The organism is Leisingera sp. G5_S3_59_S7 (genome assembly GCF_054968485.1).
The window spans coordinates 18192-42890 of sequence record NZ_JBQKUH010000031.1; the positions used below are offsets into that span (position 1 = coordinate 18192).

A 24699-nucleotide genomic window follows, 5' to 3' on the forward strand; every position below is an offset into this window, starting at 1 on the left:
TCCCTTCTGGTCTCCCCAATCAGGTCAACAGCTCAATCCCCGCCAGGATCAGCCCGGCAATGAACAGAGTTTCAACGATGATCAGGGCAATGGCCGCGCCTCCTACGGCCAGGACCTGTTTCAGATTTGTTTTCATCCCCACCGCGGCGATTGCGGTGAGCAGCAGCCAGCGCGACGCGTGGCTGAGGAATTCGGTAACGGCCGGCGGGATCAGTCCAAAGGAGTTGACCCCGGCCAGCACCAGAAATGCAATCACAAAGCCCGGCAGAATTGGCGGGCGCTTGCCGTCGCTGGGCAGCTCGGCAAAGGAGCGGATCATCAGCGAGGCCGCCAGCACGATGGGGGCCAGCATGGCCACCCGCATCAGCTTGACCAGGGTGGCTGTGTCGCCGGTCTGTTCGGAGATCGAGAAGCCTGCGCCGACCACCTGCGCCACGTCGTGAATGGTGCCGCCCAGAAACACGCCGGCCTGGATGGAATTCAGCTCCAGCAGGTTGACCAGGATCGGATAGGCGATCATCGCCACCGTCGACAGCACCGTCACGCCCATCACGGTAAAGATCAGGCGTTCTTCGGAACGCTCGTCGCGCGGCAGGATGGCGCTGATCGCCATTGCCGCCGAAGCGCCGCAGATCGCCACGGAGCCCGCGGTCAGAAAGGCAAAGCGCCACTTGTGGCCAAAGAACCGCGCCACGGTCAGGCCGAAGGCAATGGTAGCGATGACGCCGCCGACCACCAGCGCGATCAGGTCCCAGCCAAGCCCCATCATCAGCACCATCGACACCCGCACGCCCAGCAGGGCCACCCCCAGCCGCAGCAGCGAGCGGGCGGAAAAGGCGATGCCCGGCACGGTCTTGCCTTCTTCGCCCAAAAAGCTGACAGCAATACCCAGCAGCAGCGCCAGCAGCATGGCGGGCGTTGCGTAATGCTCCGCAAGGAACTGCGCGGTGATCGCAACGAGGGCCGACACCGCAATACCTGGCAGCAGCTGGCGGAGTTTGTTTTGCAATTCACCCGATTGCAGAGATGTTATCTGTGCCAGAACGGACATGGCGGGAAACTTTCCTGATTGACCCATGGGTTGCACATTCTGGCCTGTGGTCAAGAGTGCGCAGCGCCCAAAGGATGGATTTACGGGTTCGCCTGCAGAATGGTGACGGCGATAATCTGGGTGACGTCCTCGGCAGTGCAGCCGCGTGACAGGTCGTTGGCCGGTTTGGCCAGCCCCTGCAGGACCGGGCCGATGGCGGAATAGCCGCCCAGCCGCTGGGTGATCTTGTAGCCGATGTTGCCCGCATCCAGATTGGGGAAAATCATCACGTTTGCCTGGCCTGCAACGCTGGAACCGGGCGATTTGCGCTCCCCGACCGCGGGGACAAAGGCTGCGTCGAATTGCAGCTCTCCGTCGGCCGGCAGTTCCGGGTGCGCTGCCCGGAACAGGTTCAGCGCTTGGGTTACCTTGTCCACCGCCGGGTGTTTTGCGCTGCCGGTCGTGGAAAAGCTGAGGAAAGCGAGTTTCGGGTCCACCCGCAGCAACGCGCGGGCCGATTGGGCTGAGGCGGCAGCGATGGAAACCATCTCGGCAGGGGTCGGGTCGATGACCAGGCCGCAATCGGAATAGAGCATGGCCCGGGAGCCTACCGGCGCGCCTCCGGGCGGGTACATCAGGAAGAACGACGAGACCATGCCCGCATCCGGCGCCATGCCGATCACCTGAATGGCGCTGCGCACCACGTCGCCGGTGGTGTGAACAGCGCCCCCGACGGTGCCGGTGGCATGGCCCAGGCGCACCAGCATGGTGGCATAGACCAGCGGGGTCTCGGCTGCGGCGCGGGCTGTGGCCGCATCGGTGCCCTTGTGCTTGCGAAGCTCATGATACTCGGCTGCGAAAGCTTCGGTCAGCCCGGATGTTGCCGGGTCGTGGATTGCCACGCCCCCGCCGGTGGTTGCGCCTTCGGCTTGCAGGGCGGCTTCGACCTCTGCTTGCGGGCCGACCAGGATCACATCGGCGATACCGGCCTGATGCGCTGCCAGAGCGCCCGCCACGACGCGGGGGTCGGTGCCTTCGCTCAGCGCGACGACGGGGCGGACGGCCGGGGGGGCGGCCTGCAGCAGTTCGAGCGGGGACATAGTGTGGGTCACGGGCGTGCGTCCTGTAACAGCGGTTTCGGGACAGGGCGGGCGGTCAGAACGCCAGCCGTGCGATATTGAGCAGCGACAGCGCGGTCAGCATCAGCACCACCGCGCGGCGGAACAGCCTTTGGGAGACTGCCTGGAAGCCATGAGACCCGGCCCAGATGCCGAGGCCCAGAATGGGAAAGGCCAGCAGGATGCCGGTCAGGGTTTCCGGCCCGACCAGCCCGTTTGCGGCCATCACTGGCAGCGCCATCACGTCGATGCCGGTCAGGAACACGATCATAGTGGCGCGGAACACCGCGGGCGGCACCGGTTGCGCGGTCAGGAAGGCCGCCACCGGCAGGCCGCCGACACCGGCGCTGTTGGCGATGCCTGCAATGGCTCCCACGCCCACATTGCCGTTGCGCCCGACCGGGCGCGCCAGCTGCCAGCCGCTCAGCAGCACCAGGCTCAGCACCAGGATCAGGCTGGAGATCGCCAGCCGCGCTTCCTGTTCGCCCAGCCGCGCCATGATGGCGATGGCGGGAACGGTGGCGATGGCGGCCCCGCCCAGCAGGGCAATGGCCCTGTGCCAGTCGATATGCGGGCGGATACCTTTGGCCTGAAAGGCAGTCATGGCGATTTCGCAGGAAAACACCACCGGGATCAGCGGCAGCGGATTGGTGGTCAGCGCCGCCAGGATGATGAAGATGGCGGAGAACCCGAAGCCGGAAAAGCCCCGGATCAAGGCCGCCGCGAACAACGCGGCGGCCAGGTAGGCCCCCTGGCCCATCGAGAGGTCAAAGGGCAGGGGCACGTGCGTCAGACCTGCTGTTCGCGCATGTCCGCCTTGTCGATGCCTGCCACGCGGACCGGCTTCTTCATGGCGTCCCGGCGGAACGGCTCGCCCAGCTCCTGGTTGATCATCGCTTCGATCAGGGTGGTGGTGCCGTTCTTCTGGTCTTCGATTGCCTGCGCCAGCGCCGAGGTCAGTTCGTCCATGGTGCGGGCAACCACGCCCTTAAGGCCGCAGGCCTGGGCGATACCAGCATAGGAGACCTGCTGATCCAGCTCGGTGCCGACAAAGTTGTCATCGAACCACAGGGTGGAGTTCCGCTTTTCCGCGCCCCACTGGTAGTTGCGGAAAACGATCTGAGTGACGGCGGGCCACTCGCCGCGGCCGATGGCGGTCAGCTCGTTCACCGCGATGCCGAATGCGCCGTCGCCGGAGAAGCCCACGACCGGGGTGTCCGGGTTGCCGATCTTGGCGCCGACAACCGCCGGCAGGCCATAGCCGCAGGGGCCGAACAGGCCGGGGGCCAGGTACTTGCGGCCTGCCTCGAAAGACGGGTAGGCGTTGCCGATGGCGCAGTTGTTGCCGATGTCGGAGGAGATGATCGCCTCTTTCGGCAGCGCCGCTTGAATGGCGCGCCATGCCATACGGGGGCTCATCCAGTCCGGCTTGTCTGCACGGGCGCGCTCGTTCCAGGTGGTGCCCGGGTCGTCGTCCTCGTGGGTCATCTCGGTCAGTTGCTGCGCCCAGCGGGATTTGGTTTCGGCGATCCGGTTCTTGCGCTCGGCGCGGCCCTCGTCGCCTGCGGTATCAGACAGCTGTGCCAGGATGCCCTGCGCCACCTTGGCGGCGTCGCCGATGATGCCGACGGAAACTTTCTTGGTCAGGCCGATGCGGTCCGGGTTGATGTCGACCTGGATGATTTTGGCGTTGGCCGGCCAGTACTCCATGCCGTAGCCCGGCAGGGTGGAGAACGGATTCAGGCGGGTGCCGAGGCACAGCACCACATCGGCGTCCTTGATCAGCTCCATGCCGGCCTTGGAGCCGTTATAGCCCAGCGGGCCTGCAAACAGCGGGTGCGAGCCGGGGAAGGCGTCATTGTGCTGGTAGCCAACGCAAACCGGGGCGTCCAGGCGCTCGGCCAAATCCTTGGACGCTTCAATGCCGCCTTTGGACAGAACAACGCCGGCACCGTTCAGGATCACCGGGTTCCTGGCCTCAGAGAGCAGTTTGGCCGCTTCGGCAACGGCGGTCTCGCCGCCGGAGGGGCGTTCGAACTCGACGATGGCGGGCAGTTCGATGTCGATCACCTGGGTCCACATGTCCCGCGGGATGTTCAGCTGGGCCGGCGCGGAGGCGCGCTTGGCGTTCATGATCACCCGGTTCAGAACTTCGGCTACGCGGGACGGGTCGCGCACTTCTTCCTGGTAGCAGACGCAGTCGGCGAACATGCGCATCTGCTCCATTTCCTGGAAGCCGCCCTGGCCGATGGTCTTGTTGGCCGCCTGCGGGGTGACCAGCAGCAGCGGGGTGTGATTCCAGTAGGCGGTTTTGACGGCGGTCACAAAGTTGGTGATGCCGGGGCCGTTCTGGGCGATCATCATCGACATCTTGCCAGTGGCGCGGGTGTAGCCGTCAGCCATCATGCCGCCGGAGCCTTCGTGGGCACAGTCCCAGAAAGTGATGCCTGCGGCGGGGAAGATGTCCGAAATCGGCATCATTGCAGAGCCGATGATGCCGAACGCGTGCTGGATGCCATGCATCTGCAGCGTTTTGACAAAGGCTTCTTCGGTGGTCATTTTCATGGCGGGTTCTCCTGAGTGAGACGCGGAATTCCTCCGGGCGCGGAGGCCGGGAATTGACTCTGGTTTAGGGGGCGGCGGAGGGCCGGGTTAGGGCCAGTTTTTCCGGCCGGTTAAGACCAGTGGGGCTCTACCGCCCGGCTTCGCTCATCCGCAGGATGAGCTGTGCCCGTTGGGCCCGGCGCCGCCCGTGCCGGGCGGCGGGCACCCGCGGCGCCGGGTGCTGCAATCCACCCCTGTCCGCGCAATTCGGCCGGCCCGCGCCGTGCCGTCAAGCGCGGCGCCGGACCCAAGACCGCCAGCCTGTGGCACCGCCGGTGCCTGCGCGGGCGCGAAAGCCGCCCGGACGCGTGCGGGGCTCAGCCCTGCTTCAGCGCCTGGGCAAGCAGCGCGAGACCAGGTTCGATCCGGGTGGCGGGGATTGAGGAATACCCCAGCCGGTAGTAGTTCTGCTTGCGGTTCCCTGCCGCAAAGAACGGCGCGCCGGGTTCGATGAGAACACTCTTTTCCTTCAGCCGCTGGGCTACAGCCGAAGTATCCGCCGTCTCCGGCGCGCGCATCCACAGGGCGGAGCCGCCATAGCCGCCGACGCCTGCAATCTCCAGCCCGTGCTTGCGGATGGCGTCCTCGATCACCGCGCGGCGGTCATGCAGCACCTTGGCGGTCCGGCGGATCTGTGCATCATAATGGCCCAGCGACAGGAAATAGGCCACCGTGCGCTGAACGTGGCCCGGGGGATGCCGCAGTACGCTTGCGCGCAAGGCCCTTGCCTGGCGGATAAACGGTTCCGATCCAACCAGATAGCCCAGGCGCAGCCCGGGAAACAGCGACTTGGAAAAGCTGCCGGCATAGATCACCCGGCCCTCGGTATCGAGCGATTTCAGCGACGGCGAGGGGGCGCCAAGGAACGACATTTCAAACTCGTAGTCATCCTCGACAATCACTGCGTCGATGCTGCTGGCCCGCCGAAGCAGCTCTTTGCGGCGCTCCATCGGCATGGTGAAGGTGGTCGGGCTCTGATGACTGGGGGTACAGAAGATCACATCAGTGCCTTCCGGTATCATTTCGGGCGGCAGGCCCCCCTCATCCACCGGGATGCAATCCAGTTGGCAGCGGGTCTGCACCACTTGGTCGCGCAGGGTGTAATAGGCCGGGTCCTCCACCGTGGCGCGGCGCTTGCGGTTCAGCAGCAGCTGGGAGGTGATCCACAGCGCATTCTGGGCCCCGAGCGTGATCAGGATCTCTTCCGGCCGCGCGGTGATGCCGCGCCGCGGCAGCGTGTGGCGGGCGATGTATTCGATCAAGAGCGGGTCATCCTGGTCGAAGTAGTCGTTGGCAAGCGCCGCGAAATCTTTCTGCCCCAGCGCCCTGAGTGCGCACAGCCGCCAGTTGGCGTGGTCGAACAGCGACGCATCCGCCTGCCCGTAAATGAACGGATAGCGGTAGTCGCGCCAGTCCTGGGGTTTGCGCGGTGTGTCGCCGCCGGTAAAGCTGCGCGCCAGCACCTTGTCCCAGTCCATCGCATCGCCGGCCTTCTGCTGCGGCGTATAGGAGGGCGGCACCGGGGCGTTTTCTGACACGAAATACCCCGACCGCCCGCGCGAGGTGAGGTAGTCATTGGCCAGAAGTTCTGTATAGGCCAGCGTCACGGTGATCCGGCTGATGCCAAGATGCGCCGCCAGCTTGCGCGAGGACGGCAGCTTCTCCCCGACCCGGAACCGGCCGGACAGAATGCCCTCAGCAATCATTTCCTGGATCTGCGCCTGCAGGGTGCCCTGGGCGTCCGGGTTCAGAAAGAACGTGTCAACGGAGATGGCCATGCGCGCCACCTTAGGGTGGACTTAAACGCTGCGCAATCTGGACTTAGGGCCAGTTTGGAGGAATCTGCGCCTTGCTCTGGTTTCAAAAGCCGGGCCGCAACCGGCGGCTGGCAGATATTGGTTCGGGCAAAACGCAGCGCTCTTGAAAGGCGACCAAAGAAACCATAAAACTAGTTTTGTCGAATCAAGTGGAGTTGACGTCATGCAATGGGAAGAAGCCGCACAGGGCTTTGCCGCGATGGGATCGGAGGCGCGGCTGCAGGTGCTGCGCTGCCTGATCCGGGCGGGCGAGGCCGGGCTGACGGTCGGGGACATCCAGGAGCGCACCGGCATCGCGCCCTCAACCCTGGCGCATCATTTGAAATTCCTCACCGGTGCCGGTGTGGTAGCGCAGGAGCGGGTGGGGCGGTCGACAATCAACCGGGCCGAATTTTCCCGGCTGGAGGCATTGGCCGGTTTCATCCTCAGCGAATGCTGCGCGGATGCGGGCAAGAAGGCGGCAAACCATGGTTGAACTGGCACAAAACCCCGGCAAGGCGAAAACGCTTGGCAGCTGTCTGAAAACACCCTGGGCGCTGAGCGTTGCCCTGCTGGCGGGTGCAGCGGTTCTTGATCCGGGCAGTTTCCGCTCTGTCGTTGAGTTCACCCTGTCCGCACTGGGCAGCACCGCGCGGTACATCCTGTTTGCGGTCCTGCTGCTGGCCTATCTCAAGGCGACGGGGGCCGAGGCGATGGTAGCGCGCGCCTTCGAGGGGCGGGAGACGCGCATGATCCTGCTGGCGGCGCTGTTCGGCGGGCTGGCGCCATTCTGCTCCTGCGAGGTGATTCCGTTCATTGCCGGCCTTCTGGCGCTCGGCGCGCCGCTTTCGGCGGTGATGGCGTTCTGGCTGTCCTCGCCGCTCATTGACCCGCCGACACTGCTGATTACCGCGGGCGCGCTGGGCTGGCCCTTTGCCATTGGCAAGGCGGTGGCGGCGGTGGCCCTGGGGCTGTTCGGCGGCTTTGCCATCAAACTGCTGCGGGGGCGGGGGGCCTTTGCAAACCCGCTGCGCAAGCAGCAAAGCCAAAGCTGCTGCGGCTGCGGCGGGCCCAAGCCGGACGCCAAGCCGAACTGGCGCTTCTGGAACGAGGACGGGCGCAGGGTGAAGTTCCGCGAGGAGTTCGTCTCCAACGGTCTTTTCCTGCTGAAATGGCTGGCGCTGGCCTATGTGCTGGAATCGCTTCTGGTCCACTACGTGCCGGCCGGTGTGATCGCCGGTCTGGTGGGCGGCGAGGGTGTGCTGCCGATCGCCACCGCGGCGCTGGTGGGAATGCCGGCTTACCTCAACTCCTATGTCGCGCCGCCGCTGCTGGCGGGGCTGATGGAGCAGGGTATGAGCGCAGGCGCGGCCATGGCCTTCATGGTGGCCGGGGCGGTCAGCTCAATTCCTGCCATGGCTGCGGTCTGGTCGCTGGTCAAGCCGCGGGTCTTTGCCGCCTATCTGGGATTGGGGGTGAGCGGTGCGATCCTGTCGGGCAATCTTTTTCAGCTGATCTGAAGCTGTTTGGCGGCGGGGGCTCCCGCCCGTCAGATATCAATCGAAGAATGCCCCGCTCCCGTTGGGCCCGGCGCCGCGCTGACGCGCGGCGCCGTCTGTTTTGCCGAGAAGGCTCTGAAACGCAGGACTGCCCCTCAGATGCCAATCCCGATTGTGTTTTGAAGGCGCGTCAAGGATGAGCGGGCTTCCCGGAAACGGTCCGGGGGACGTTTCGCTCGCAAACAGGCGAAGCCTGGCGCCTGACGGCGGAACCTGCGGCCTCCTTGACCCCGACAGCTGTTCGTTTCCAGTGTTTGACCCGTTTCTTGCGGTAAAGGGCCTGCCCGAAGCGGCAAGCGCAGGAAACGGGTCGAGCGGAGGAGTGCGCGGCGCTTTGTTCAATGCCATCCAATCAAAGGAGGCTATGACGATGGAACTTCAGAACAAGACACTGATCATTACCGGCGCCAGTAGCGGCATCGGCGCCGCCGCGGCGCTGCTGTTTGCAGAAGATGGGGCCAATGTCGTGCTAGGGGCCCGGCGGCAGGCTGAACTGGAAACCCTTGCGGGGCAGATCAGGCAAAGCGGCGGCAAAGCAGCCTTTCTGGCTGGTGATGTCACCAGCGAGGCCTATTCACAGGCGTTGGTGGCGCTAGCGGCCGAAGAGTTTGGCGGGCTGGACGGTGCTTTCAACAACGCGGGTATGATGGGCGAAACGGTGCCGGTGGAGCAAATGGACGCCGCCAATTGGAGTGCAGTGATTGCAACCAATCTGACTGGCGCTTTCTACTGTGCCAGGGCGCAAATTCCGGCCCTGAAAGAGCGGGGCGGCGGATCGCTGGTCTTTACCGGATCCTTTGTCGGTATCAGCAACGGCGGAATGCCGGGCATGGGGGCTTATGCAGCGTCAAAGGCCGGGCTGGCCGGGCTGGTCCAATCGCTCGCCTCAGACCTTGCGGCAGACGGCATCCGGGTGAATGCCCTGCTGCCGGGCGGAACCAAAACAGCAATGGCAGGCGACGATCCTGAGGCCCACCGTATGATCGCCAGGCTGCACCCGATGAAACGGATGGCCGCTCCGAAGGAAATCGCCCAGGCGGCGCTGTTCCTTTTGTCGGACCGCGCCAGCTTTGTGACCGGGGCGCCGTTGGCGGTGGACGGCGGAGTGGCCGTGCGGCTGGCCTAAACGGGGGTGCCTTCTGACAAAAAAGCGCCCCGGAAAGTCCGGGGCGCAGTCAAATCGTCCAACAGGGAGAGGTGTCAGCCGAATACTTTGGTCAGGGCCTTGTCGACCGCGTCGCAGATCTGGTCGATGTCGTCGGCAGTGGCGATCAGCGCCGGGCTGAAGCACAGGGTGTTGTTGCGGCCCGGCAATGAGCGGTTGGTCACACCGATGATCACGCCCTGTGCGCCGCATTCCGCGACCACCTGCTGGGCCAGCTTCTCGTCCACCGGCTCCTTGCTGTCACGGTCTGCGACCAGCTCGGCTCCCAGGAACAGGCCCTTGCCGCGCACATCGCCGATCACAGCGTGCTTTTCCTGCAGCGCGCGCAGGTTGTTCAGCATCCGCTCGCCCATGGCCACGGTGTTTTCCAGCAGGCCTTCTTCCTCGATGATGCGCATGTTTTCGAGCGCCGCCGCCGGGCCTGCGGTGCAGCCGCCGAAGGTGGAGATGTCGCGGAAGTAGTTCATCGGATCGCCCGCGTCGTCCTTGAACATTTCAAAGACTTCCTCGGTGGTGACCATGCAGGCAATCGCCGCATAGCCGGAGGCGACGCCCTTGGCCATGGTCACGAAATCGGGCTTGATACCGTACTGCTGGTAGCCGAACCAACTGCCGGTACGGCCGACGCCGCAGACCACTTCGTCGATGTGCAGGAGCACGTCGTGCTTCTTGCAGATCTCCTGCACACGCTCCCAGTAGCCCTCGGGCGCCTCGATCACACCGCCGCCTGCGGTCACCGGCTCCAGGCACAGGGCGCCGACAGTTTCCGGGCCTTCGCGCAGGATCACTTCCTCGATCGCGTCCGCCGCGGCGATGCCGAACTCGCGGCCGGACAAGTGCTCCAGGCCCAGTTCATGCTTGCGGTATTCCATGCAGTGCGGCACGCGGACAAAGTCCGGCGCAAAGGGGCCGTACTGCGCGTTGCGCTCGTCCTGGCCGCCCGCCGACATGGTCGCCAGGGTGGAGCCGTGATAGTCGCGGTCGCGGTACAGGATCTTGGTCTTTTTGCCGCCGTATTTCTTGTGGGCGATCTGGCGGATCATCTTGAAGGCCTTCTCGTTGGCCTCGGATCCGGAGTTGGTGTAGTAGACCCGGGTCATGCCCGGCATCTTCTCGATCAGCTTTTCGGCAAACAGCGCGCCGGGGATGGAACCGGCGGAGTTGGCGAAGTAGCAGACCTTCATCAGCTGGTCGTAAACGGCCTTGCAGACGCTTTCGCGGCCATAGCCGACGTTGACGGTCCAAACACCGCCGGAGACTGCATCCAGAAACTCCTTGCCGTTCTGATCCCAGACGCGCATGCCCTTGCCCTCGACAATGATGCGCGGGTCGGCGCTTTCCAGCGCCTTGTGCTGGAACAGGTGGTGCCACATGTGGGCCTTGTCGGCCTCCACCACGCGGGAGAGATCGTTTTCGTTGAACGTGCCGTCCATGACATGTCCTTTCGGCGTTGGAAGTGAATCAGGCTGCCCGGCACCCTACCTGGGCTTTAAGGCGTATTATGTACCAGAAACGTCAGTTTCGCGGAATTCGTTAGGGCCAGAGCATTTGCTTGCTTAAGTCCAGAGACGGCAGGCCGGTGCGCCGCGGCGGCTGTCCGCCGGAGCGGAGGGGTAAAACAAATGTTCTGATAGCGCCATATTGAGAGCGTATGTGTCGACAGGCCATGCTGCAGCCAGCCCGGACGCGAGTCGTCCCGGATCGGGCGGCAAGGGAGGATACCGGTGGCGGAATACAGATTAATGGTGGCGCCCAACGGGGCCCGGCGGGGGCGCGGAGAACATCCGCAGCTACCGGTGACACCGCAGCAGACGGCTGAAACCTCAGCGGCCTGTTTTGCCGCAGGAGCCCATGCGCTGCACCTTCATGTGCGCGACGATGACGGGCGGCATTCGCTGGATTCGGGCCGCTACCGCGAAGCCCTTGACGCGGTGCGGGAAAGCGCGCCGGAAATGGCGGTGCAGATCACCACGGAAAGCGCGGGTCTTTACGATGTGGCGGCCCAATTCGCCTGTCTGCAGTCGCTGCGCCCAGACGCGGCCTCCGTCTCGGTTCGGGAAATGGCGCGGGACGCGGACTTGGCGGCGCGCGCCTATGCTCTGTGTGCGGAAGCAGGCACGCAGGTGCAGCATATCCTGTATGGTCCGGACTGCATCGCCCAGCTGCGCATCTGGTATCAGGACGGCACCGTTCCGGGCGGCATGCGCGATGCGATCTTTGTTCTGGGCCAGTACAATCCGCCAGTTCTAGCGCGGCCCGAGGGGCTTGCCGTCTTCCGGAGCGCCGCAGCGGATCTGCACCTTAACTGGGCCGTTTGTGCCTTTGGCCGCCATGAGCAAAGCTGTCTGCTGGCAGCGGTAGCCGCAGGAGGGGATGCGCGAATCGGGTTTGAGAATAACATCGAAACACAGGATGGCGGGCTGCTGGCAGACAATGCGGCCTCGGTTGCCGCCTTCGTTCAGGCCGCAAAGGCCCAGGGCCATACGCTCAAGGAGTGCAGATCATGAGCCATGTTTTTCCCCGCCACACCAAGGCGAGCCTGCCCACCGCAGTTGCCGGTGACGGCTGCTATCTGATCGACGCGGACGGCAAGAGTTATTTTGACGGGTCGGGTGGCGCCGCGGTGTCCTGCCTTGGCCACTCCGACGCCGATGTGATCAAGGCGGTGCAGGAGCAGGTCGGTAAACTGGCCTTTGCCCATACAGGCTTCCTCACCTCGGAACCGGCGGAAGAGCTTGCGGACTTGCTGGTCGCCAACGCGCCGGGGGATATTGACCGGGTCTATTTCGTCTCCGGCGGGTCGGAGGCCACCGAGGCCGCGATCAAACTTGCCCGCCAGTACCACCTGGAGCGCGGCGAGCCGCAGCGCCGCCATATCATCGCCCGAAAGCAGAGCTACCACGGCAACACGCTCGGCGCGCTGGCAGCGGGCGGCAACGAGTGGCGCCGCACGCAATTTGCGCCGCTGCTGATCGACATTTCCCACATCTCGCCCTGTTACGAATATGTTGGCCGGGCCGAGGGTGAGAGCAGCTATGACTACGGCCAGCGGGTGGCGAACGAGCTGGAGGCGGAAATCCTGCGGCTTGGCCCCGATACGGTGATGGCTTTCATGGCCGAACCGGTTGTTGGTGCCACTTCCGGCGCGGTGCCTGCGGTTGAGGGCTACTTCAAGCGTATCCGCGAGATTTGCGATCAGTACGGCGTGCTGCTGATACTGGACGAGGTGATGTGCGGCATGGGCCGCACCGGTCATCTGTTCGCCTGCGAGGCGGACGGCGTGGCGCCAGATATCCTCTGCATCGCCAAGGGCTTAGGCGCAGGCTACCAGCCGATCGGGGCGATGCTCTGCACCCGCCAGATCTATGAGGCGATCGAGCATGGGTCCGGTTTCTTCCAGCACGGCCACACTTATATCGGCCACCCGGTGGCCACTGCAGCGGGCCTCGCCGTGGTCAAGGCGATGCTGGAGCGCGGCCTGGTTCAACGCTGTGCGGAAATAGGAGAGAAGCTGCAGGCAGCGCTGGAGGACCGTTTCGGTCAGCATCCCAATGTGGGCGACATCCGCGGCCGCGGGCTGTTCCGCGGGGTGGAGCTGGTGGCCGACCGGGACACCAAGGAGCCGTTTGATCCGGCCCTGGGATTGGCCGGGCGGATCAAGAAGGCGGCCTTTCAGGCCGGACTGATCTGTTACCCGATGTCGGGCACCCGCGACGGCCAGAACGGCGACCACATCCTGCTGGCGCCGCCCTTTATCATCACTGAGGAACAGATCACCGAGGTGGTGGACAAGCTGGAGGCCGCGATTACCCAATGCCTGCCGCCGGCATAAGCTGCCCGGAGCGATTGAATAACCGCCCGGCCAATAGGCCGGGCGCCGCGTTTAGCGGAACTCACCTTCGGCTGCGCCCAACTGTTCCAGAATGCTGGCGTAGGTCTCCACCCCCTGCGCACCGGTCACCAGGTGGCGGCCATTGAACACCATCGCAGGCACGCCGCGGATGCCTTGCTGCACCCAGAATGCCTCGCGCTGGCGCACGTTGTCCGCGTGTTTGCCGCTCTCCAGCGCCGCACGTGCACCGGTACCATCAAGGCCCAGGCTTTCGGCTGTCTCCACCAGCACCTCCGGGTCCGAGACATTCTTGCCATCAGTAAAGTACGCGCTCAGCAGCGCCTGTTTAATTTCATGGCCCTTGCCGTGCTCTTCGGCCCATTCGATCATCTGATGCGCCTGAAAGGTGTTGTAGATCCGCATGCCGTCGAAGAAACGGAAGGTGAAGCCCAGAGCCTCGCCCATTTCCGTCAGCTGCGCCCGCACCTGGGCCGATTGCTCTGCGGTGCTGCCGTATTTCGCGGCCAGATGCTCGCGCAGGTCCTCGCCTTCTGGCGCCATATCCGGGTTCAACTCAAACGGCTGCCAGTGGACGTCCAATGCCACACCGGCGCGGCGGGCGGCAAAGGCCAGCTGGTTGTAGCCGACCGCGCACCAGGGGCAGACCACGTCGGAGATGATGTCGACCCGCAGGGCGGGGCTGTGTGTGGTCTCTGTCATGGCGCGTTTCCTTGGATTTCCGGTGCTTTGCAGGGACATGGGGGTGCGCGGCTCGAAAAGCAACCGTCGCCATGCGGGGCCTTGCCCGGTTGCGCATACTGCTGCAACGTGGTGCGGCCCAAGCAGGCTGGTGCCGCTGCCCGATCAGAAAGAAAGAGACTGCAATGTCCCGCATCGACACGCTCCTTTCCGCGTTCCCGCGCGCCAAGCTGCTGTCCCAACCGACACCGCTGGAGCGGCTGGACCGCCTGTCGGAGGAGCTGGAGCTAGACCTCTGGATCAAGCGTGATGACCTCACCGGGCTCAGCTTTGGTGGCAACAAGACCCGGCAGCTGGAGTTCTACATCGGCGCGGCGCGTGCGGCCCGTGCGGATACCATCCTGATCACCGGCGCGGTGCAGTCGAACTTTGCCCGCACCGCCGCCGCAGCGGCCTCGAAATACGGGATGCAGGCGGTGCTGCAGCGCGAGGAGCGGGTGCCGGGCATGGACCCGCTCCACTACAGCTCGGGCAATGTTTTCCTTTCGGATATTCTGGGCGCGGAGACCATGAGCTACCCGGAGGGAGAAGACGAAGCCGGCGCCGATGCCGCTTTGGCGGCGCGGGCAGCGGAATTGCGCGCAGCAGGCCGCACGCCTTATGTCATACCGCTAGGCCCCGGTCATCCGCCGCTGGGCGCGCTGGGGTATGTGCAGGGCGGGGCAGAGCTGGCGGCGCAGATCGGCTGCTTTGATGCCGCCGTGGTGCCCTCGGGCAGCGGGGCCACCCATGGCGGGTTCCTGACCGGTGTGCGCCTGGCCGGTATCACCGCGCCGGTCTTTGGCATCTGCGTGCGCCGCGATGCCCGCCATCAAAAGGCGCGGCTGGAGCAGGTTACCGCAGAACTTGCCAGGCTGATGGGCATCCCGCGGCCCTTTGCCGGCGGCGAAATTCTCACTTGGGACGGTGCTTTGGCGCCCGGCTATGGCCGCGCAGACCCCGCGACCCGCGCCGCGCTCCAGCGCATGGCCGTGGTTGAGGGTATCCTGCTGGATCCGGTCTATTCCGCCAAAACCTTTTCCGGGCTGCTGGGGCTGCTGGAAGAGGGCGCCATCAGCAAGGGGCAGAAGGTGCTGCTGCTGCACACCGGCGGACTGCCCGCGCTGTTTGCCTATCAGAACGCGCTCGGCTTCGGCGAAGGCAGGGCTGCGCCATGATCCTTTGCTGCGGTGAAGCGCTGATCGACATGATCCCCGGCGAAACCGCTGCAGGCCAGGCGGCATATGTTCCGCATGGCGGCGGCGCGTCGTTCAACACCGCGCTGGCGCTGGGCCGCCTCGGAGTCTCGGCAGGGCTGTTCACCGGGCTGTCCTCGGATGTGTTCGGGCAACAGTTGGCTCAGGCACTAGCGGAGGCTGGTGTGGACACCTCCCTTGCCGTCACCAGCCCGCGGCCCTGCACCCTTGCCTTTGTCCACCTGACGGACGGGGACGCCAGCTACAGTTTCTATGACACCGGTTCTGCCGGCTCGTCGCTCACTCCGCAGGAGCTGCCGGATTTACCGGACAGCGTGGCTGCGTTGCTGCTTGGCGGCATCAGCCTGTGCAATCCGCCAGCCGCAGACGCCTATCTGGCGCTGGCGCAGCGCGAGGCTGGCCGCCGGCCCGTGATGCTGGACCCGAACGTGCGCGCCGGATTTGCTAGGGATGAGGCGGCCTACTGCGCGCGGCTGCTGAAAATGATGACGCTCGCAGATATCGTGAAGGTCTCGGAGGAGGACCTTATCTGGCTCAATCCCTGCGGGGACACGGGTACGAGACTGCGCAGCTTGTTCGCTGCCGGACCCAAGATGGTATTGCTGACTCGCGGCGCCGCGGGGGCGGAGGCCTATCTGCCGGACGGTCAGAGCGTGAAGGCAGAGGCCGTGCCGGTAACCGTCGCTGACACGGTCGGAGCAGGTGACACCTTCAACGCGGGCTTTCTTGCCATGGCGCAGGAGCGGGGGGTGCTGAAAGCCGCGGCGGCAGGGGAAATCACCGGACCGGATCTCAAGGCTTGCCTGCAATTCGCCGTGAGGGCGGCCGCGGTTTCGGTCTCGCGGGCCGGAGCAAACCCGCCGTGGCGCGCGGAAATACCAGAGTGATTTTGCGTTGGCTCAATCCTTGCCCAGCTTGCTGGCATCGCGCGCCAGTGCTTCGATGGCGCCCCAGTCACCGGCCTGAACCAGATCGGCGGGGGCCACCCAGCTGCCGCCGGCGCAGACCACATTGGGCAGGCTCAGGTAGCTTTCGGCGTTGGCAGGGCTGATGCCGCCGGTGGGGCAGAAGGAGATCTGCGGCAGCGGCGCGCCAATGGCTTTCAGCGCCGGAGCACCGCCGGAGGCCTCAGCTGGAAAGAACTTCAGCATCCCATAGCCGCGGGCCAGCAGCCGCATCGCTTCGGTTGCAGTGGCGGCGCCGGGCAGGAGCGGCAGGCCGATGGATTCGCAGGCGTCCAGCAGATAGTCCGTAGCACCGGGAGAAACGCCAAACTGAGCGCCAGCCTCCTTGGCGGCTTCGGCGTCCTTGGGGGTGATCAGCGTTCCCGCCCCGACCACGCCGCCCTTTACCTGGGCCATCTCGCTGATCACGTCCAGCGCGGCACCGGTGCGCAGGGTGACCTCCAGCGCGGGCAGGCCGCCGGCCACCAGCGCCTCGGCCAGCGGACGGCCGTGGGCCGCGTCCTCCACCACCAGTACCGGCATCACCGGCGCCAGGGCGCAAATCTCGCAGGTGCGCAGGCTGGCGTCCTGTGGGGTTATCCGCATGAGTTACACTCCAAACACACTGGCGCCTTCGTCGGCCGAAGCGACCGAGCGGCGGAACAGGGAAAACAGCTCACGGCCTGTGCCGTGCTGGTGGGCGCTGAGGTCGGCGGTGGCGGGCTCGCGTTCCAGCGCGCCTTCGGTGAGGACTTCCAATGTGCCCTTGACCGCATCCAGCCGCACCAGGTCGCCATCCTGGATCCGGGAAACAGGCCCGCCATCCAGGGCCTCCGGCACCACGTGGATCGCGGCGGGCACCTTGCCGGACGCGCCCGACATGCGGCCATCGGTCACCAGGGCTACCTTCTGGCCGCGGCCCTGCATGATGCCAAGGAAAGGGGTGAGGCTGTGCAGTTCCGGCATGCCGTTGGCCTTGGGGCCCTGGAAACGCACCACAACGATCACATCGCCGGTCAGCTCGCCCGCCTTGAAGGCCGTCTTGGCCTCCTCCTGGTCGTGGAAAACGCGGGCGGGGGCTTGGACCACGTGGTGCTCCTTCGCCACTGCCGAAACCTTGATGACCGCGGTGCCCAGGTTGCCGGTCAGCCGCTTCAGCCCGCCCGATTTCTGGAACGGAGCATCGGCGGGGCGCAGAATCGCATCGTTCAGGCTTTGCCCCGGGCCGGGACGGAAGGTGAGGCCGTCTTCCGTCAGGAAGGGTTCCTGCGTATAAAGCTCCAGCCCTTCGCCGGCGACTGTCCGGGTGTCCGGGTGCAAAAGACCCGCCTGCAAAAGCTCGCCGATCATATACCCCAGGCCGCCGGCGGCGTGGAAATGGTTCACGTCGGCCAAGCCGTTGGGGTAGACCCGGGCCAGCAGCGGCACCGCGTCGGAGAGCTCTGCAAAGTCCTGCCAGTCCAGCAGGATGCCGCCCGCCCGCGCCATGGCGATCAAGTGGATCAGCAGATTGGTCGAGCCGCCGGTGGCCATCAGCCCGACAATGCCGTTGGCGAAGGCTTTCTCGTCCAGCACGTCGCAAACCGGGGTGTAGTTGTTCCCCAGCGCGCTGAGCGACAGGGCGCGTTTGGCGCCCTCCACCGTCAGCGCCTCGCGCAGCGGGGTGCCGGGATTCACGAAGGACGACCCGGGCAAGTGCAGCCCCATGAACTCCATCAGCATCTGGTTGGTGTTGGCGGTGCCATAAAAGGTGCAGGTGCCGGGGCCGTGGTAGGCGGCCATTTCGGCCTTCAACAGCTCCTCGCGGCCAATTTCGCCCGCGGCGAATTTCTGGCGGATATGGGCTTTCTCGTCATTGGCCAGGCCGCTGGTCATCGGGCCTGCCGGCAGGAACACTGCCGGGATATGGCCAAAGGCCTGCGCCCCGATCACCAGCCCCGGCACGATCTTGTCGCAGACGCCGAGATAGACGGCGGCGTCAAAGACGTTGTGGCTCATCGCGACGCCGGTGGCCATGGCGATGGTATCGCGGGAGAACAGGCTGAGCTCCATGCCGGCCTCGCCCTGCGTGACCCCGTCGCACATCGCGGGCACGCCGCCCGCCACCTGCGCGGTACCGCCGGCCTTGCGCACGGCGTCGCGGATCAGAACCGGGTAGGTTTCAAAGGGCTGATGCGCCGACAGCATGTCGTTGTAGGCCGAGACAATCCCCAGATGCCCCTTGGACGCCTCCGCCAGCGTCTGCTGGTCCGGTCCGGTGGCAGCATAGGCATGGGCCTGGCCGGAGCAGGACAGATGCGCTCGCGCAGGTCCCTTGCCGCGGGCCGCGCGCATCCGCTCCAGATAGGCTGCACGGGTGGGTTCGCTGCGGGCGATGATGCGGTCAGTGACGGCGGCCAGTGTGGAATTCAAGCTCATGTGGGGCCTTTGTAGCAAACTGCGGGGGCAAAGGGGAGGGCGGCTGTCTTAGGTTCCGATACTGCGCCAGCGGCGGCCGTCGCGGTGGATCAGCAGGAGAGAGTCGTCGGGTCCGGCGCTGCCGCTGTCGTAGGGCTGAGGGGCCTCGCCGGTGTCTTCCCAGCCGGCAATGATCGGATCGGCCCAGGCCCATGCGGCCTCAACCTCGTCGCCGCGCATAAACAGGGTCTGGTTGCCCCGGATCACATCCATGATCAGCCGCTCATAGGCGTCCTGCGGACGGCCCGACTCCGGCAGCTCATCAGCAAAGGTCATGTCGAGGTTGGCGCCCGTGAGGCGCATGCCGCCGGGGCCAGGATCCTTGATGGTGGTCTTCAGAGTTATGCCTTCGTCGGGCTGCAGACGGATCACCAGGACGTTGCCGTGCACAGGGCCGGAGCCTTCGAAGATATTGTGCGGCGGGTCGCGGAAATAGACCGCAATTTCGCTCACCCGGTCGCGCAGCCGTTTGCCGGTGCGCAGGTAGAACGGCGTGCCGGCCCACCGCCAGTTCGCCACTTCGACCTTGAGCGCGATATAGCTTTCGGTGCGGCTTTGCGCGTTGCCTGCGTGATCGCGGTAACCGTCACCGGTTTTGCCCCTGTACTGGCCGCGGGCGATGCTGGGCTGCGGCACCGGGCGCAGCGCTTCGATCACTTTGACCTTCTCGTCGCGCACTGCATTGGGCGCAAAATGGGCGGGCGGCTCCATCGCGGTCAGGCACAGGAGCTGCACCAGGTGGTTCTGCACCATGTCCCGCATGGCGCCGGATTTGTCATAATATTCCTCGCGCCCCTCAATGCCGATGCTTTCGGCCACTGTGATCTGCACATGGTCGATATGGGAGGAGTTCCAGAGCGGTTCAAACAGCGAGTTGGCAAAGCGCAGCGCCATCAGGTTCTGCACCGTCTCTTTGCCGAGGTAGTGGTCGATCCGGTAGATCTGCTGCTCCTCGAAGTGCTCCCGCAGCGCCGCGTTCAGCGCCTGGGCCGAGGCGAGGTTATGGCCAAAGGGTTTTTCCAGCACGATACGGCTTTCGGGCGTGGCAATCCCGGTTTCGCTGAGGCGGCGGGCAATGTCGGGAAACAGGGATGGGCCCACGGAAAGATAGAAAGCGCGGACGGCATCGTCGCGCAGTTTTCCGTGGATTTCGGCCCAGCCGTTATCGCCGCGCGCATCTACCGCGACATAGTCCAGAAGCGCGGTGAAACCGGCAATCTCTTCCGGCGTGGTCTCCACGTCCTGGCCGAAGTCGCGGATGGCATCAGCGGTCTGGCTGCGGAACTCCTCCGTTGTCAGGTCGCTGCGCGAACTGCCGATGATCCGGCAGTTGCTGTCGAACTGGCCTATCTGGAAGCGGTGGAACAAGGCCGGCAGGATTTTGCGCCGGGCCAGGTCGCCGGTCGCGCCAAACAGCACGAGGTCAAAAGGCTGGACGGGTATGACGCGGGAAACCATTGATTTTACATCGCTGTTCCATTGGGGCCAGAGGCCGGGCCATTGTGCCGCCTGGGACGGGGCAATTCAATTGCCTCAGCTGGCACATGGCCGGTTAAAGTTGAGTTATCGCTAACATATTGTTGCAGCCGGTGCCATCGGGAAATTTTCCGGGGCAGGCTTTCAGCCTTGGGCGTTTTCGCCGGACCTGGATTTGATCAAATCTTGCAGGAGAGCGGCGCAGCGGCTAAGCATACCGGCAAAGACGAAGGCACCAACAGGGAGGAGTGCCCATGACCCCGCTTGCAGGCCTCAAGGTGGTTGAACTTGCGCGCATCCTGGCCGGGCCCTGGATCGGCCAGTCGCTGGCGGACCTGGGCGCCGAAGTGGTAAAGGTGGAAAGCCCGGAGGGTGACGATACCCGCAAGTGGGGGCCTCCGTTCATCGAGCGCGATGGCGACAGGACGGCCGCCTACTATTATGCCGCCAACCGCGGCAAGGGCTGCGTAACCGCTGACTTCCGCACGGAAGAAGGCAAGCAGCGGGTCATTGAGCTGATCAAGGATGCAGACATCCTGATCGAAAACTTCAAGGTCGGCGGGCTGAAGAAATACGGGCTGGACTATGACAGCCTTAGCAAGATCAATCCGCGGCTGATCTACTGTTCAGTGACCGGCTTTGGTCAGGACGGGCCTTATGCCAGGCGGGCGGGGTACGACTTTCTGTTGCAGGGCATGTCCGGGCTGATGTCGATCACTGGAGCGCAGGATGGCCAGCCGCAAAAGGTCGGTGTGGCGATCACTGATATCGTCACCGGGCTTTATGGCACCATCGGCATTCTGGCAGCGGTGGAGCAGCGCCACCGGACCGGGCGCGGCCAGCATCTGGACATGTCGCTGCTGGATTGCGCAACGGCCCTGCTGGCGAACCAGGCGATGAACTACCTGGCGACCGGCGATAGCCCCATGCGTTTGGGGAATGACCACCCGAACATCGCGCCTTACCAGGTGATGGCGGTGAAGGACGGCCATGTGATCCTGGCGGTGGGCAATGACGGGCAGTTCCAGCGTTTGTGCGATGTGCTGGGTCTGGCGCAGTCCAAGGCGGATGCGCGCTTCCAGACCAACCAGCTGCGGGTCGCCAACCGCAAGGCGCTGACGGCAATTCTGGAGCAAGTTCTGGCAGAGTGGACCCAGGCGGATTTGCTGGCGGCGCTGGAGGCGGCGACGGTGCCTGCGGGACCGATCAACACCATCGGACAGGCCTTCGAGGATCCGCAAATCAAGCACCGGGAGATGCAGATCGCTCCTGAAGGAGTGAAGGGAGTGCGGGGTCCGTGGAAGTTCTCGGACGCGGAACTGGCCTTGGAAAAGTCGGCGCCGAAGCTGCCGAAGTAACCGCGCCCTAGGCGTCTGCGGCGGCAAACCGGCTCCGTCCTGCGCCGCCGTGTGCATGCGGCTGTGGCGGTTAAAATTTCCCAAAAGGCAGAGGTGTGCCGGGCAGGTCGTCTCAACCTGGACCTAACCTGCGTCAATTCGCTTACATCCGCTCACAAGTGCGCCCTTTTCATGAGCGGGTGATCTGGAGAGGTTGCTGGGTGTGGCTGAAGCTAAACTAACAACAGGAACATGCCCATGCCCGGCGCTTACCGCATCATCGAGAACACTTGGATCACCTTGCCAGACGGCCGCAGGCTGTCCGCGCGGACCTGGATGCCGGAGGGCGCGGGGCCGTTTCCGGCGATCCTGGAGTATCTTCCCTACCGCAAGCGCGACGGCACCGCGCCCCGGGACGAGACCACGCATCCGGTCTTTGCCGCCGAAGGATACGCCTGTATCCGGGTGGACATTGCAGGCACCGGTGACAGCGAGGGCGTGTTTGACGATGAATATTCTGAAAAGGAGCTGAGCGACGGCGAGGCGGTGCTGGCCTGGATCGCCTCGCAGGAGTGGTGCAACGGCAATATCGGCATGATCGGTATTTCCTGGGGCGGCTTTAACGGGCTGCAACTGGCCTTCCGCCGTCCGGAGGCGCTGAAAGCGGTGGTCTCGGTGGCCTCGACCGTGGACCGCTACGCCGATGACATCCATTACATGGGCGGCTGTCTGCTGAGCGACAACGCCAACTGGGGCAGCCAGATGTTCGCCTATCAGTCGCGCCCCGCGGACCCGCAGCACCGGCCGGACTGGCGCGAGGACTGGATCAAGCGGATCGAGGGTATGCCTTTCATGGCTGCCGAATGGCTGCGGCGGCAGACACGCGGGGATTTCTGGAAACACGGCTCGGTCTGCGAGGACTGGTCGGCGATCCAGGCGCCGGTGCTGGCGATCACCGGCTGGGCCGACGCCTATGTGAACGCACCGTCTGCGCTGGCGGCCAATCTGACTGTGCCCGCCAAGGCCATGATCGGCCCTTGGGAACACCGCTATGCCCATGTCGCCAAGCTGGATCCGGCGGATTTCCATGGCGAGGTACTGCGCTGGTTCGGCAAGTGGCTGAAGGGCAAAGAGACCGGCGCCGAAGCCTTGCCGGATTACCGCGTTTTCATGCAGGAGCACTTCAACCCAACCATGCAGAACAAGCCGCGCCAGGGCCGATGGGTGGCAGAGGCTGAGTGGCCCTCGCCGAATGTGCGGGACCGGGTGATGCATGTGGCGCAGGGCGGGCTGGCGGATCAGCCGGGCAGAGGTGTCACCGTGGTCAGCAATCCCGCGACGGTCGGACAGGCCTCCGGCTATTTCTGCCCGGGGATGCGGTTCGATAATGAGCTGGCGGGCGATCAGAGGGAAGATGACAGGCTGTCCGCCTGTTTCGATACCGTGCCTCTGACGGACCCGCTGGAACTGCTGGGCAGGCCGCGGGTCAAGGTGGCGTTCAGCGCCGACAAGCCGGTGGCGCAGCTTGTGGCGCGGTTGTGCGATGTTTCACCCGAGGGCGTGTCGCAGCGGATCACTTTCCGGCCGCTGAATCTGACCTGCCGCAACGGGTTTGAAGCGCCGCAAAAGCTGGTGCCTGGGCAGCGCTATGAGGCGGAGATTGAGCTGAATGAATGCGCGCACCGCCTGAAGCCGGGGCATGTGCTGCGGCTGGCGCTGTCAGCGTCCTACTGGCCGATTGTCTGGCCCGCGCCGGAGGCGGCGGAGGTGACTTTGCATCTGGAGGGCTGCGCCCTGATACTGCCGGAGCGCAAAGCGGACCAGGAGGTCGAACCGCAGAACCCCGGAGCGCCGCGGGAATATCCGGTGCTGCAGGCAGAGCAGCTGCGCCCGCCAGGCGGCACCTCCAGAACCTGGACGCGGGAGGACGGCGCGCTGGTGCTGGATACCTTTGACGATTACGGCAAGGCGGTGGATCCCTATCACGGGATGTGCGCGGGCAGCCATGTGACCATGCACTACGAGGTGCATCCGGATGACCCGGCCACGGCAGCTTTTGCCAGTGACTGGATCTTCGAGTTCGAGCGCGGGGGCTGGCAGGTTGCGATTGACACTGAGAACAAGATGACCTGCGACCGGGAGAATTTCTATCTCTGGCGCAAGGTGACCGCTTATGAGAGCGCGGACCGGGATGTGGTGCTGACCAAGGAGTGGCGGGAAACGATTCCCCGCGGCGTGCTGTAAACCGGGGCGGGATGTCGGCGGATTTTAGGCAATTCGTCCGCATTTGCCTTGGTTTCGCCAAAGTGCGTTACCCAAAGCACACAGGCCCTTAACCATTTGATTGCAAATTTAACTCTCAGCAGGCCGCCGTTGCCCTGTCCGCGCCGGATCGGCCAGTATCGCGGTTAACGAGCGGTTAACAAACAGACATGAGGGCGAGAAAGTGCAGCTTTCCGTTGTTGTGCCCTGCTACAATGAAGAAGAGTCGGTTCCGCTGCTGGTGGAACGGCTGGTGCAGGCCATAGAACCATGGGCGCAGGACGCCGAGATCATCCTGGCGGATGACGGCTCCAGCGACGGTACCTGGGCGGCGATCGAGGCCGCCCATGCCAAATACCCGGTGGTGCGGGGAATACGGCTGTCGGCCAACCGCGGCCACCAGGTGGCGCTGACCGCGGGACTGGAGGCGGCGCGCGGCGCGCGCATTTTTATGCTGGACGCCGACCTGCAGGACCCGCCGGAGATCCTGCCGGACATGATGATGATGATGGACCGCGGCTATGACGTGGTCTACGGGCGCCGGGCCGAACGGCAGGGGGAAACCCTGTTCAAGAAGGCCACCGCCTATCTGTTCTACCGCTTCCTGAACACGCTGTCGGATGTGGATATTCCCAAGGACACCGGCGACTTCCGCCTGGTCAGCCGCCGCGCGCTGGATGCGGTGCTGGCGATGCCGGAGCGGGCGCGGTTCATCCGCGGCATGTTCGCCTGGGCGGGGTTCAAGCAGATCGGGCTGGAGTATGTGCGCGATGCGCGGGTTGCGGGCGAAACAAAGTACCCGTTCCGGGCGATGCTGCGCTTTGCAACGGATGCGCTGACCGGCTTTTCCACCAAACCGCTGAAGATGGCGACGCGGCTGGCGTTTCTGAGCCTCTATGTGACCTTTCTGATGGCGGTCTACGTGTTCTTGTCGCTGGTCCTTTACAACACCGCACCCGGCTGGGCTTCGATGCTGCTGGCGATTTCCTTCTTCTCGGGGATCCAGCTGCTGACGCTGGGGATCATGGGGGAATATATCGGGCGGCTCTATATGGAGAGCAAGCAGCGCCCGATGTACTTTCTGTCAGAGGAAACCGGCGAAGGCAAAGCTGCAGAGCCGGTGCAGATCGAGCCCGCACCGCTGCGCAAGGAAGCGTCGTGAGT

The 24699-nt window shown here is 64.7% G+C and carries 20 protein-coding genes; 10 read left to right on the forward strand and 10 right to left on the reverse strand.

Going from position 1 to position 24699, the window contains the following annotated elements; translation table 11 throughout:
- Nucleotides 1-19 precede the first annotated feature (19 nt).
- From ACTRWG_RS14215 to pdxR, 5 genes are all read right to left on the reverse strand, one after another.
- The gene (locus ACTRWG_RS14215) at nucleotides 20-1051 is read right to left on the reverse strand and encodes a YeiH family protein (protein WP_027235378.1); all 1032 of its coding nucleotides are present in this window, start codon (nucleotides 1049-1051) and stop codon (nucleotides 20-22) included.
- A gap of 80 nt (nucleotides 1052-1131) precedes the next feature.
- Nucleotides 1132-2130 carry a phosphate acetyltransferase gene (gene pta, locus ACTRWG_RS14220; protein WP_027235377.1) on the reverse strand — a complete coding sequence of 333 codons (999 nt, stop codon included), beginning with the start codon at nucleotides 2128-2130 and terminating at the stop codon, nucleotides 1132-1134.
- A gap of 55 nt (nucleotides 2131-2185) precedes the next feature.
- Nucleotides 2186-2932, reverse strand: coding sequence for a TSUP family transporter (locus tag ACTRWG_RS14225; RefSeq protein WP_027235376.1), 747 nt, complete (start codon nucleotides 2930-2932; stop codon nucleotides 2186-2188).
- A gap of 5 nt (nucleotides 2933-2937) precedes the next feature.
- Nucleotides 2938-4713 (reverse strand): sulfoacetaldehyde acetyltransferase, encoded by a 1776-nt coding sequence (xsc, locus tag ACTRWG_RS14230; protein ID WP_027235375.1) that lies wholly within the window; start codon nucleotides 4711-4713, stop codon nucleotides 2938-2940.
- Nucleotides 4714-5069: 356 nt separating this feature from the next.
- A complete protein-coding gene (gene pdxR, locus ACTRWG_RS14235) occupies nucleotides 5070-6530 on the reverse strand; it encodes a MocR-like pyridoxine biosynthesis transcription factor PdxR (RefSeq protein ID WP_027235374.1) in 1461 nt (486 codons plus the stop codon).
- Nucleotides 6531-6732: 202 nt separating this feature from the next.
- Between pdxR and ACTRWG_RS14240 the strand changes: the two genes are divergently transcribed.
- From ACTRWG_RS14240 to ACTRWG_RS14250, 3 genes are all read left to right on the forward strand, one after another.
- Entirely contained in the window at nucleotides 6733-7044 is a 312-nt protein-coding gene (locus ACTRWG_RS14240; protein WP_027235373.1) for an ArsR/SmtB family transcription factor, read from the forward strand.
- Nucleotides 7037-8068 carry a permease gene (locus tag ACTRWG_RS14245; RefSeq protein ID WP_027235372.1) on the forward strand — a complete coding sequence of 344 codons (1032 nt, stop codon included), beginning with the start codon at nucleotides 7037-7039 and terminating at the stop codon, nucleotides 8066-8068. Before ACTRWG_RS14240 ends, ACTRWG_RS14245 begins: the two co-directional genes overlap by 8 nt.
- A 409-nt stretch (nucleotides 8069-8477) precedes the next feature.
- Nucleotides 8478-9233, forward strand: coding sequence for an SDR family oxidoreductase (locus tag ACTRWG_RS14250; protein ID WP_027235371.1), 756 nt, complete (start codon nucleotides 8478-8480; stop codon nucleotides 9231-9233).
- A gap of 74 nt (nucleotides 9234-9307) precedes the next feature.
- Here the strand turns inward: ACTRWG_RS14250 and ACTRWG_RS14255 are convergent, their stop codons facing one another.
- Nucleotides 9308-10705 carry an aminotransferase family protein gene (locus tag ACTRWG_RS14255; RefSeq protein WP_027235370.1) on the reverse strand — a complete coding sequence of 466 codons (1398 nt, stop codon included), beginning with the start codon at nucleotides 10703-10705 and terminating at the stop codon, nucleotides 9308-9310.
- A 291-nt stretch (nucleotides 10706-10996) separates the two neighbouring features.
- On the opposite strand from ACTRWG_RS14255, the gene ACTRWG_RS14260 reads away from it, so the two are divergent.
- Together ACTRWG_RS14260 and ACTRWG_RS14265 are read left to right on the forward strand one after the other, a co-directional pair.
- Entirely contained in the window at nucleotides 10997-11779 is a 783-nt protein-coding gene (locus ACTRWG_RS14260; RefSeq protein ID WP_027235369.1) for a beta-keto acid cleavage family enzyme, read from the forward strand.
- Complete coding sequence (locus ACTRWG_RS14265; RefSeq protein WP_027235368.1) at nucleotides 11776-13104, forward strand: aspartate aminotransferase family protein; 1329 nt, start codon at nucleotides 11776-11778, stop codon at nucleotides 13102-13104. Before ACTRWG_RS14260 ends, ACTRWG_RS14265 begins: the two co-directional genes overlap by 4 nt.
- A 51-nt stretch (nucleotides 13105-13155) precedes the next feature.
- Here the strand turns inward: ACTRWG_RS14265 and ACTRWG_RS14270 are convergent, their stop codons facing one another.
- On the reverse strand, nucleotides 13156-13824 hold the full coding sequence (locus ACTRWG_RS14270; RefSeq protein ID WP_462829483.1) for a DsbA family oxidoreductase: 669 nt from the start codon (nucleotides 13822-13824) through the stop codon (nucleotides 13156-13158).
- A gap of 164 nt (nucleotides 13825-13988) precedes the next feature.
- Here ACTRWG_RS14270 and ACTRWG_RS14275 point away from each other — a divergent pair, with 164 nt between their 5' ends.
- Nucleotides 13989-15020 (forward strand): D-cysteine desulfhydrase family protein, encoded by a 1032-nt coding sequence (locus tag ACTRWG_RS14275; RefSeq protein WP_027235366.1) that lies wholly within the window; start codon nucleotides 13989-13991, stop codon nucleotides 15018-15020.
- Nucleotides 15017-15946, forward strand: coding sequence for a carbohydrate kinase family protein (locus tag ACTRWG_RS14280; RefSeq protein ID WP_027235365.1), 930 nt, complete (start codon nucleotides 15017-15019; stop codon nucleotides 15944-15946). The genes ACTRWG_RS14275 and ACTRWG_RS14280 overlap by 4 nt, the downstream gene beginning before the upstream one ends.
- Nucleotides 15947-15958: 12 nt before the next feature.
- On the opposite strand, the gene eda is transcribed toward ACTRWG_RS14280, so the two are convergent.
- Genes eda through zwf form a run of 3 tightly spaced genes read right to left on the reverse strand, consistent with a single transcriptional unit; the run spans nucleotide 15959 to nucleotide 19918 of the window.
- Nucleotides 15959-16609, reverse strand: coding sequence for a bifunctional 4-hydroxy-2-oxoglutarate aldolase/2-dehydro-3-deoxy-phosphogluconate aldolase (gene eda, locus ACTRWG_RS14285; RefSeq protein WP_027235364.1), 651 nt, complete (start codon nucleotides 16607-16609; stop codon nucleotides 15959-15961).
- Between the two features lie 3 nt (nucleotides 16610-16612).
- A complete protein-coding gene (gene edd / locus ACTRWG_RS14290) occupies nucleotides 16613-18421 on the reverse strand; it encodes a phosphogluconate dehydratase (RefSeq protein ID WP_027235363.1) in 1809 nt (602 codons plus the stop codon).
- A gap of 48 nt (nucleotides 18422-18469) precedes the next feature.
- Entirely contained in the window at nucleotides 18470-19918 is a 1449-nt protein-coding gene (gene zwf, locus ACTRWG_RS14295; RefSeq protein WP_462829484.1) for a glucose-6-phosphate dehydrogenase, read from the reverse strand.
- Nucleotides 19919-20190: 272 nt separating this feature from the next.
- Here zwf and ACTRWG_RS14300 point away from each other — a divergent pair, with 272 nt between their 5' ends.
- The 3 genes from ACTRWG_RS14300 (at nucleotide 20191) to ACTRWG_RS14310 (ending at nucleotide 24697) form a co-directional block, all read left to right on the forward strand.
- Nucleotides 20191-21294, forward strand: coding sequence for a CaiB/BaiF CoA transferase family protein (locus ACTRWG_RS14300; protein ID WP_260029526.1), 1104 nt, complete (start codon nucleotides 20191-20193; stop codon nucleotides 21292-21294).
- A 237-nt stretch (nucleotides 21295-21531) separates the two neighbouring features.
- Nucleotides 21532-23517 carry a CocE/NonD family hydrolase gene (locus ACTRWG_RS14305; RefSeq protein ID WP_462829485.1) on the forward strand — a complete coding sequence of 662 codons (1986 nt, stop codon included), beginning with the start codon at nucleotides 21532-21534 and terminating at the stop codon, nucleotides 23515-23517.
- A gap of 202 nt (nucleotides 23518-23719) precedes the next feature.
- The gene (locus tag ACTRWG_RS14310) at nucleotides 23720-24697 is read left to right on the forward strand and encodes a glycosyltransferase family 2 protein (protein WP_036797233.1); all 978 of its coding nucleotides are present in this window, start codon (nucleotides 23720-23722) and stop codon (nucleotides 24695-24697) included.
- Nucleotides 24698-24699: the final 2 nt, after the last annotated feature.

Excerpts from the sequence above, each read along its gene's own strand:
- xsc (WP_027235375.1), bottom strand. The coding sequence starts at position 4,713 with ATGAAAATGACCACCGAAGAAGCCTTTGTCAAAACGCTGCAGATGCAT.
- ACTRWG_RS14215 (WP_027235378.1), bottom strand. The coding sequence starts at position 1,051 with ATGTCCGTTCTGGCACAGATAACATCTCTGCAATCGGGTGAATTGCAA.
- ACTRWG_RS14255 (WP_027235370.1), bottom strand. The coding sequence starts at position 10,705 with ATGGACGGCACGTTCAACGAAAACGATCTCTCCCGCGTGGTGGAGGCC.
- pdxR (WP_027235374.1), bottom strand. The coding sequence starts at position 6,530 with ATGGCCATCTCCGTTGACACGTTCTTTCTGAACCCGGACGCCCAGGGC.
- ACTRWG_RS14305 (WP_462829485.1), top strand. The coding sequence starts at position 21,532 with ATGCCCGGCGCTTACCGCATCATCGAGAACACTTGGATCACCTTGCCA.
- ACTRWG_RS14300 (WP_260029526.1), top strand. The coding sequence starts at position 20,191 with ATGACCCCGCTTGCAGGCCTCAAGGTGGTTGAACTTGCGCGCATCCTG.
- zwf (WP_462829484.1), bottom strand. The coding sequence starts at position 19,918 with ATGGTTTCCCGCGTCATACCCGTCCAGCCTTTTGACCTCGTGCTGTTT.
- pta (WP_027235377.1), bottom strand. The coding sequence starts at position 2,130 with ATGTCCCCGCTCGAACTGCTGCAGGCCGCCCCCCCGGCCGTCCGCCCC.
- ACTRWG_RS14245 (WP_027235372.1), top strand. The coding sequence starts at position 7,037 with ATGGTTGAACTGGCACAAAACCCCGGCAAGGCGAAAACGCTTGGCAGC.
- ACTRWG_RS14265 (WP_027235368.1), top strand. The coding sequence starts at position 11,776 with ATGAGCCATGTTTTTCCCCGCCACACCAAGGCGAGCCTGCCCACCGCA.
- ACTRWG_RS14275 (WP_027235366.1), top strand. The coding sequence starts at position 13,989 with ATGTCCCGCATCGACACGCTCCTTTCCGCGTTCCCGCGCGCCAAGCTG.
- ACTRWG_RS14240 (WP_027235373.1), top strand. The coding sequence starts at position 6,733 with ATGCAATGGGAAGAAGCCGCACAGGGCTTTGCCGCGATGGGATCGGAG.
- edd (WP_027235363.1), bottom strand. The coding sequence starts at position 18,421 with ATGAGCTTGAATTCCACACTGGCCGCCGTCACTGACCGCATCATCGCC.
- eda (WP_027235364.1), bottom strand. The coding sequence starts at position 16,609 with ATGCGGATAACCCCACAGGACGCCAGCCTGCGCACCTGCGAGATTTGC.
- ACTRWG_RS14270 (WP_462829483.1), bottom strand. The coding sequence starts at position 13,824 with ATGACAGAGACCACACACAGCCCCGCCCTGCGGGTCGACATCATCTCC.
- ACTRWG_RS14280 (WP_027235365.1), top strand. The coding sequence starts at position 15,017 with ATGATCCTTTGCTGCGGTGAAGCGCTGATCGACATGATCCCCGGCGAA.
- ACTRWG_RS14250 (WP_027235371.1), top strand. The coding sequence starts at position 8,478 with ATGGAACTTCAGAACAAGACACTGATCATTACCGGCGCCAGTAGCGGC.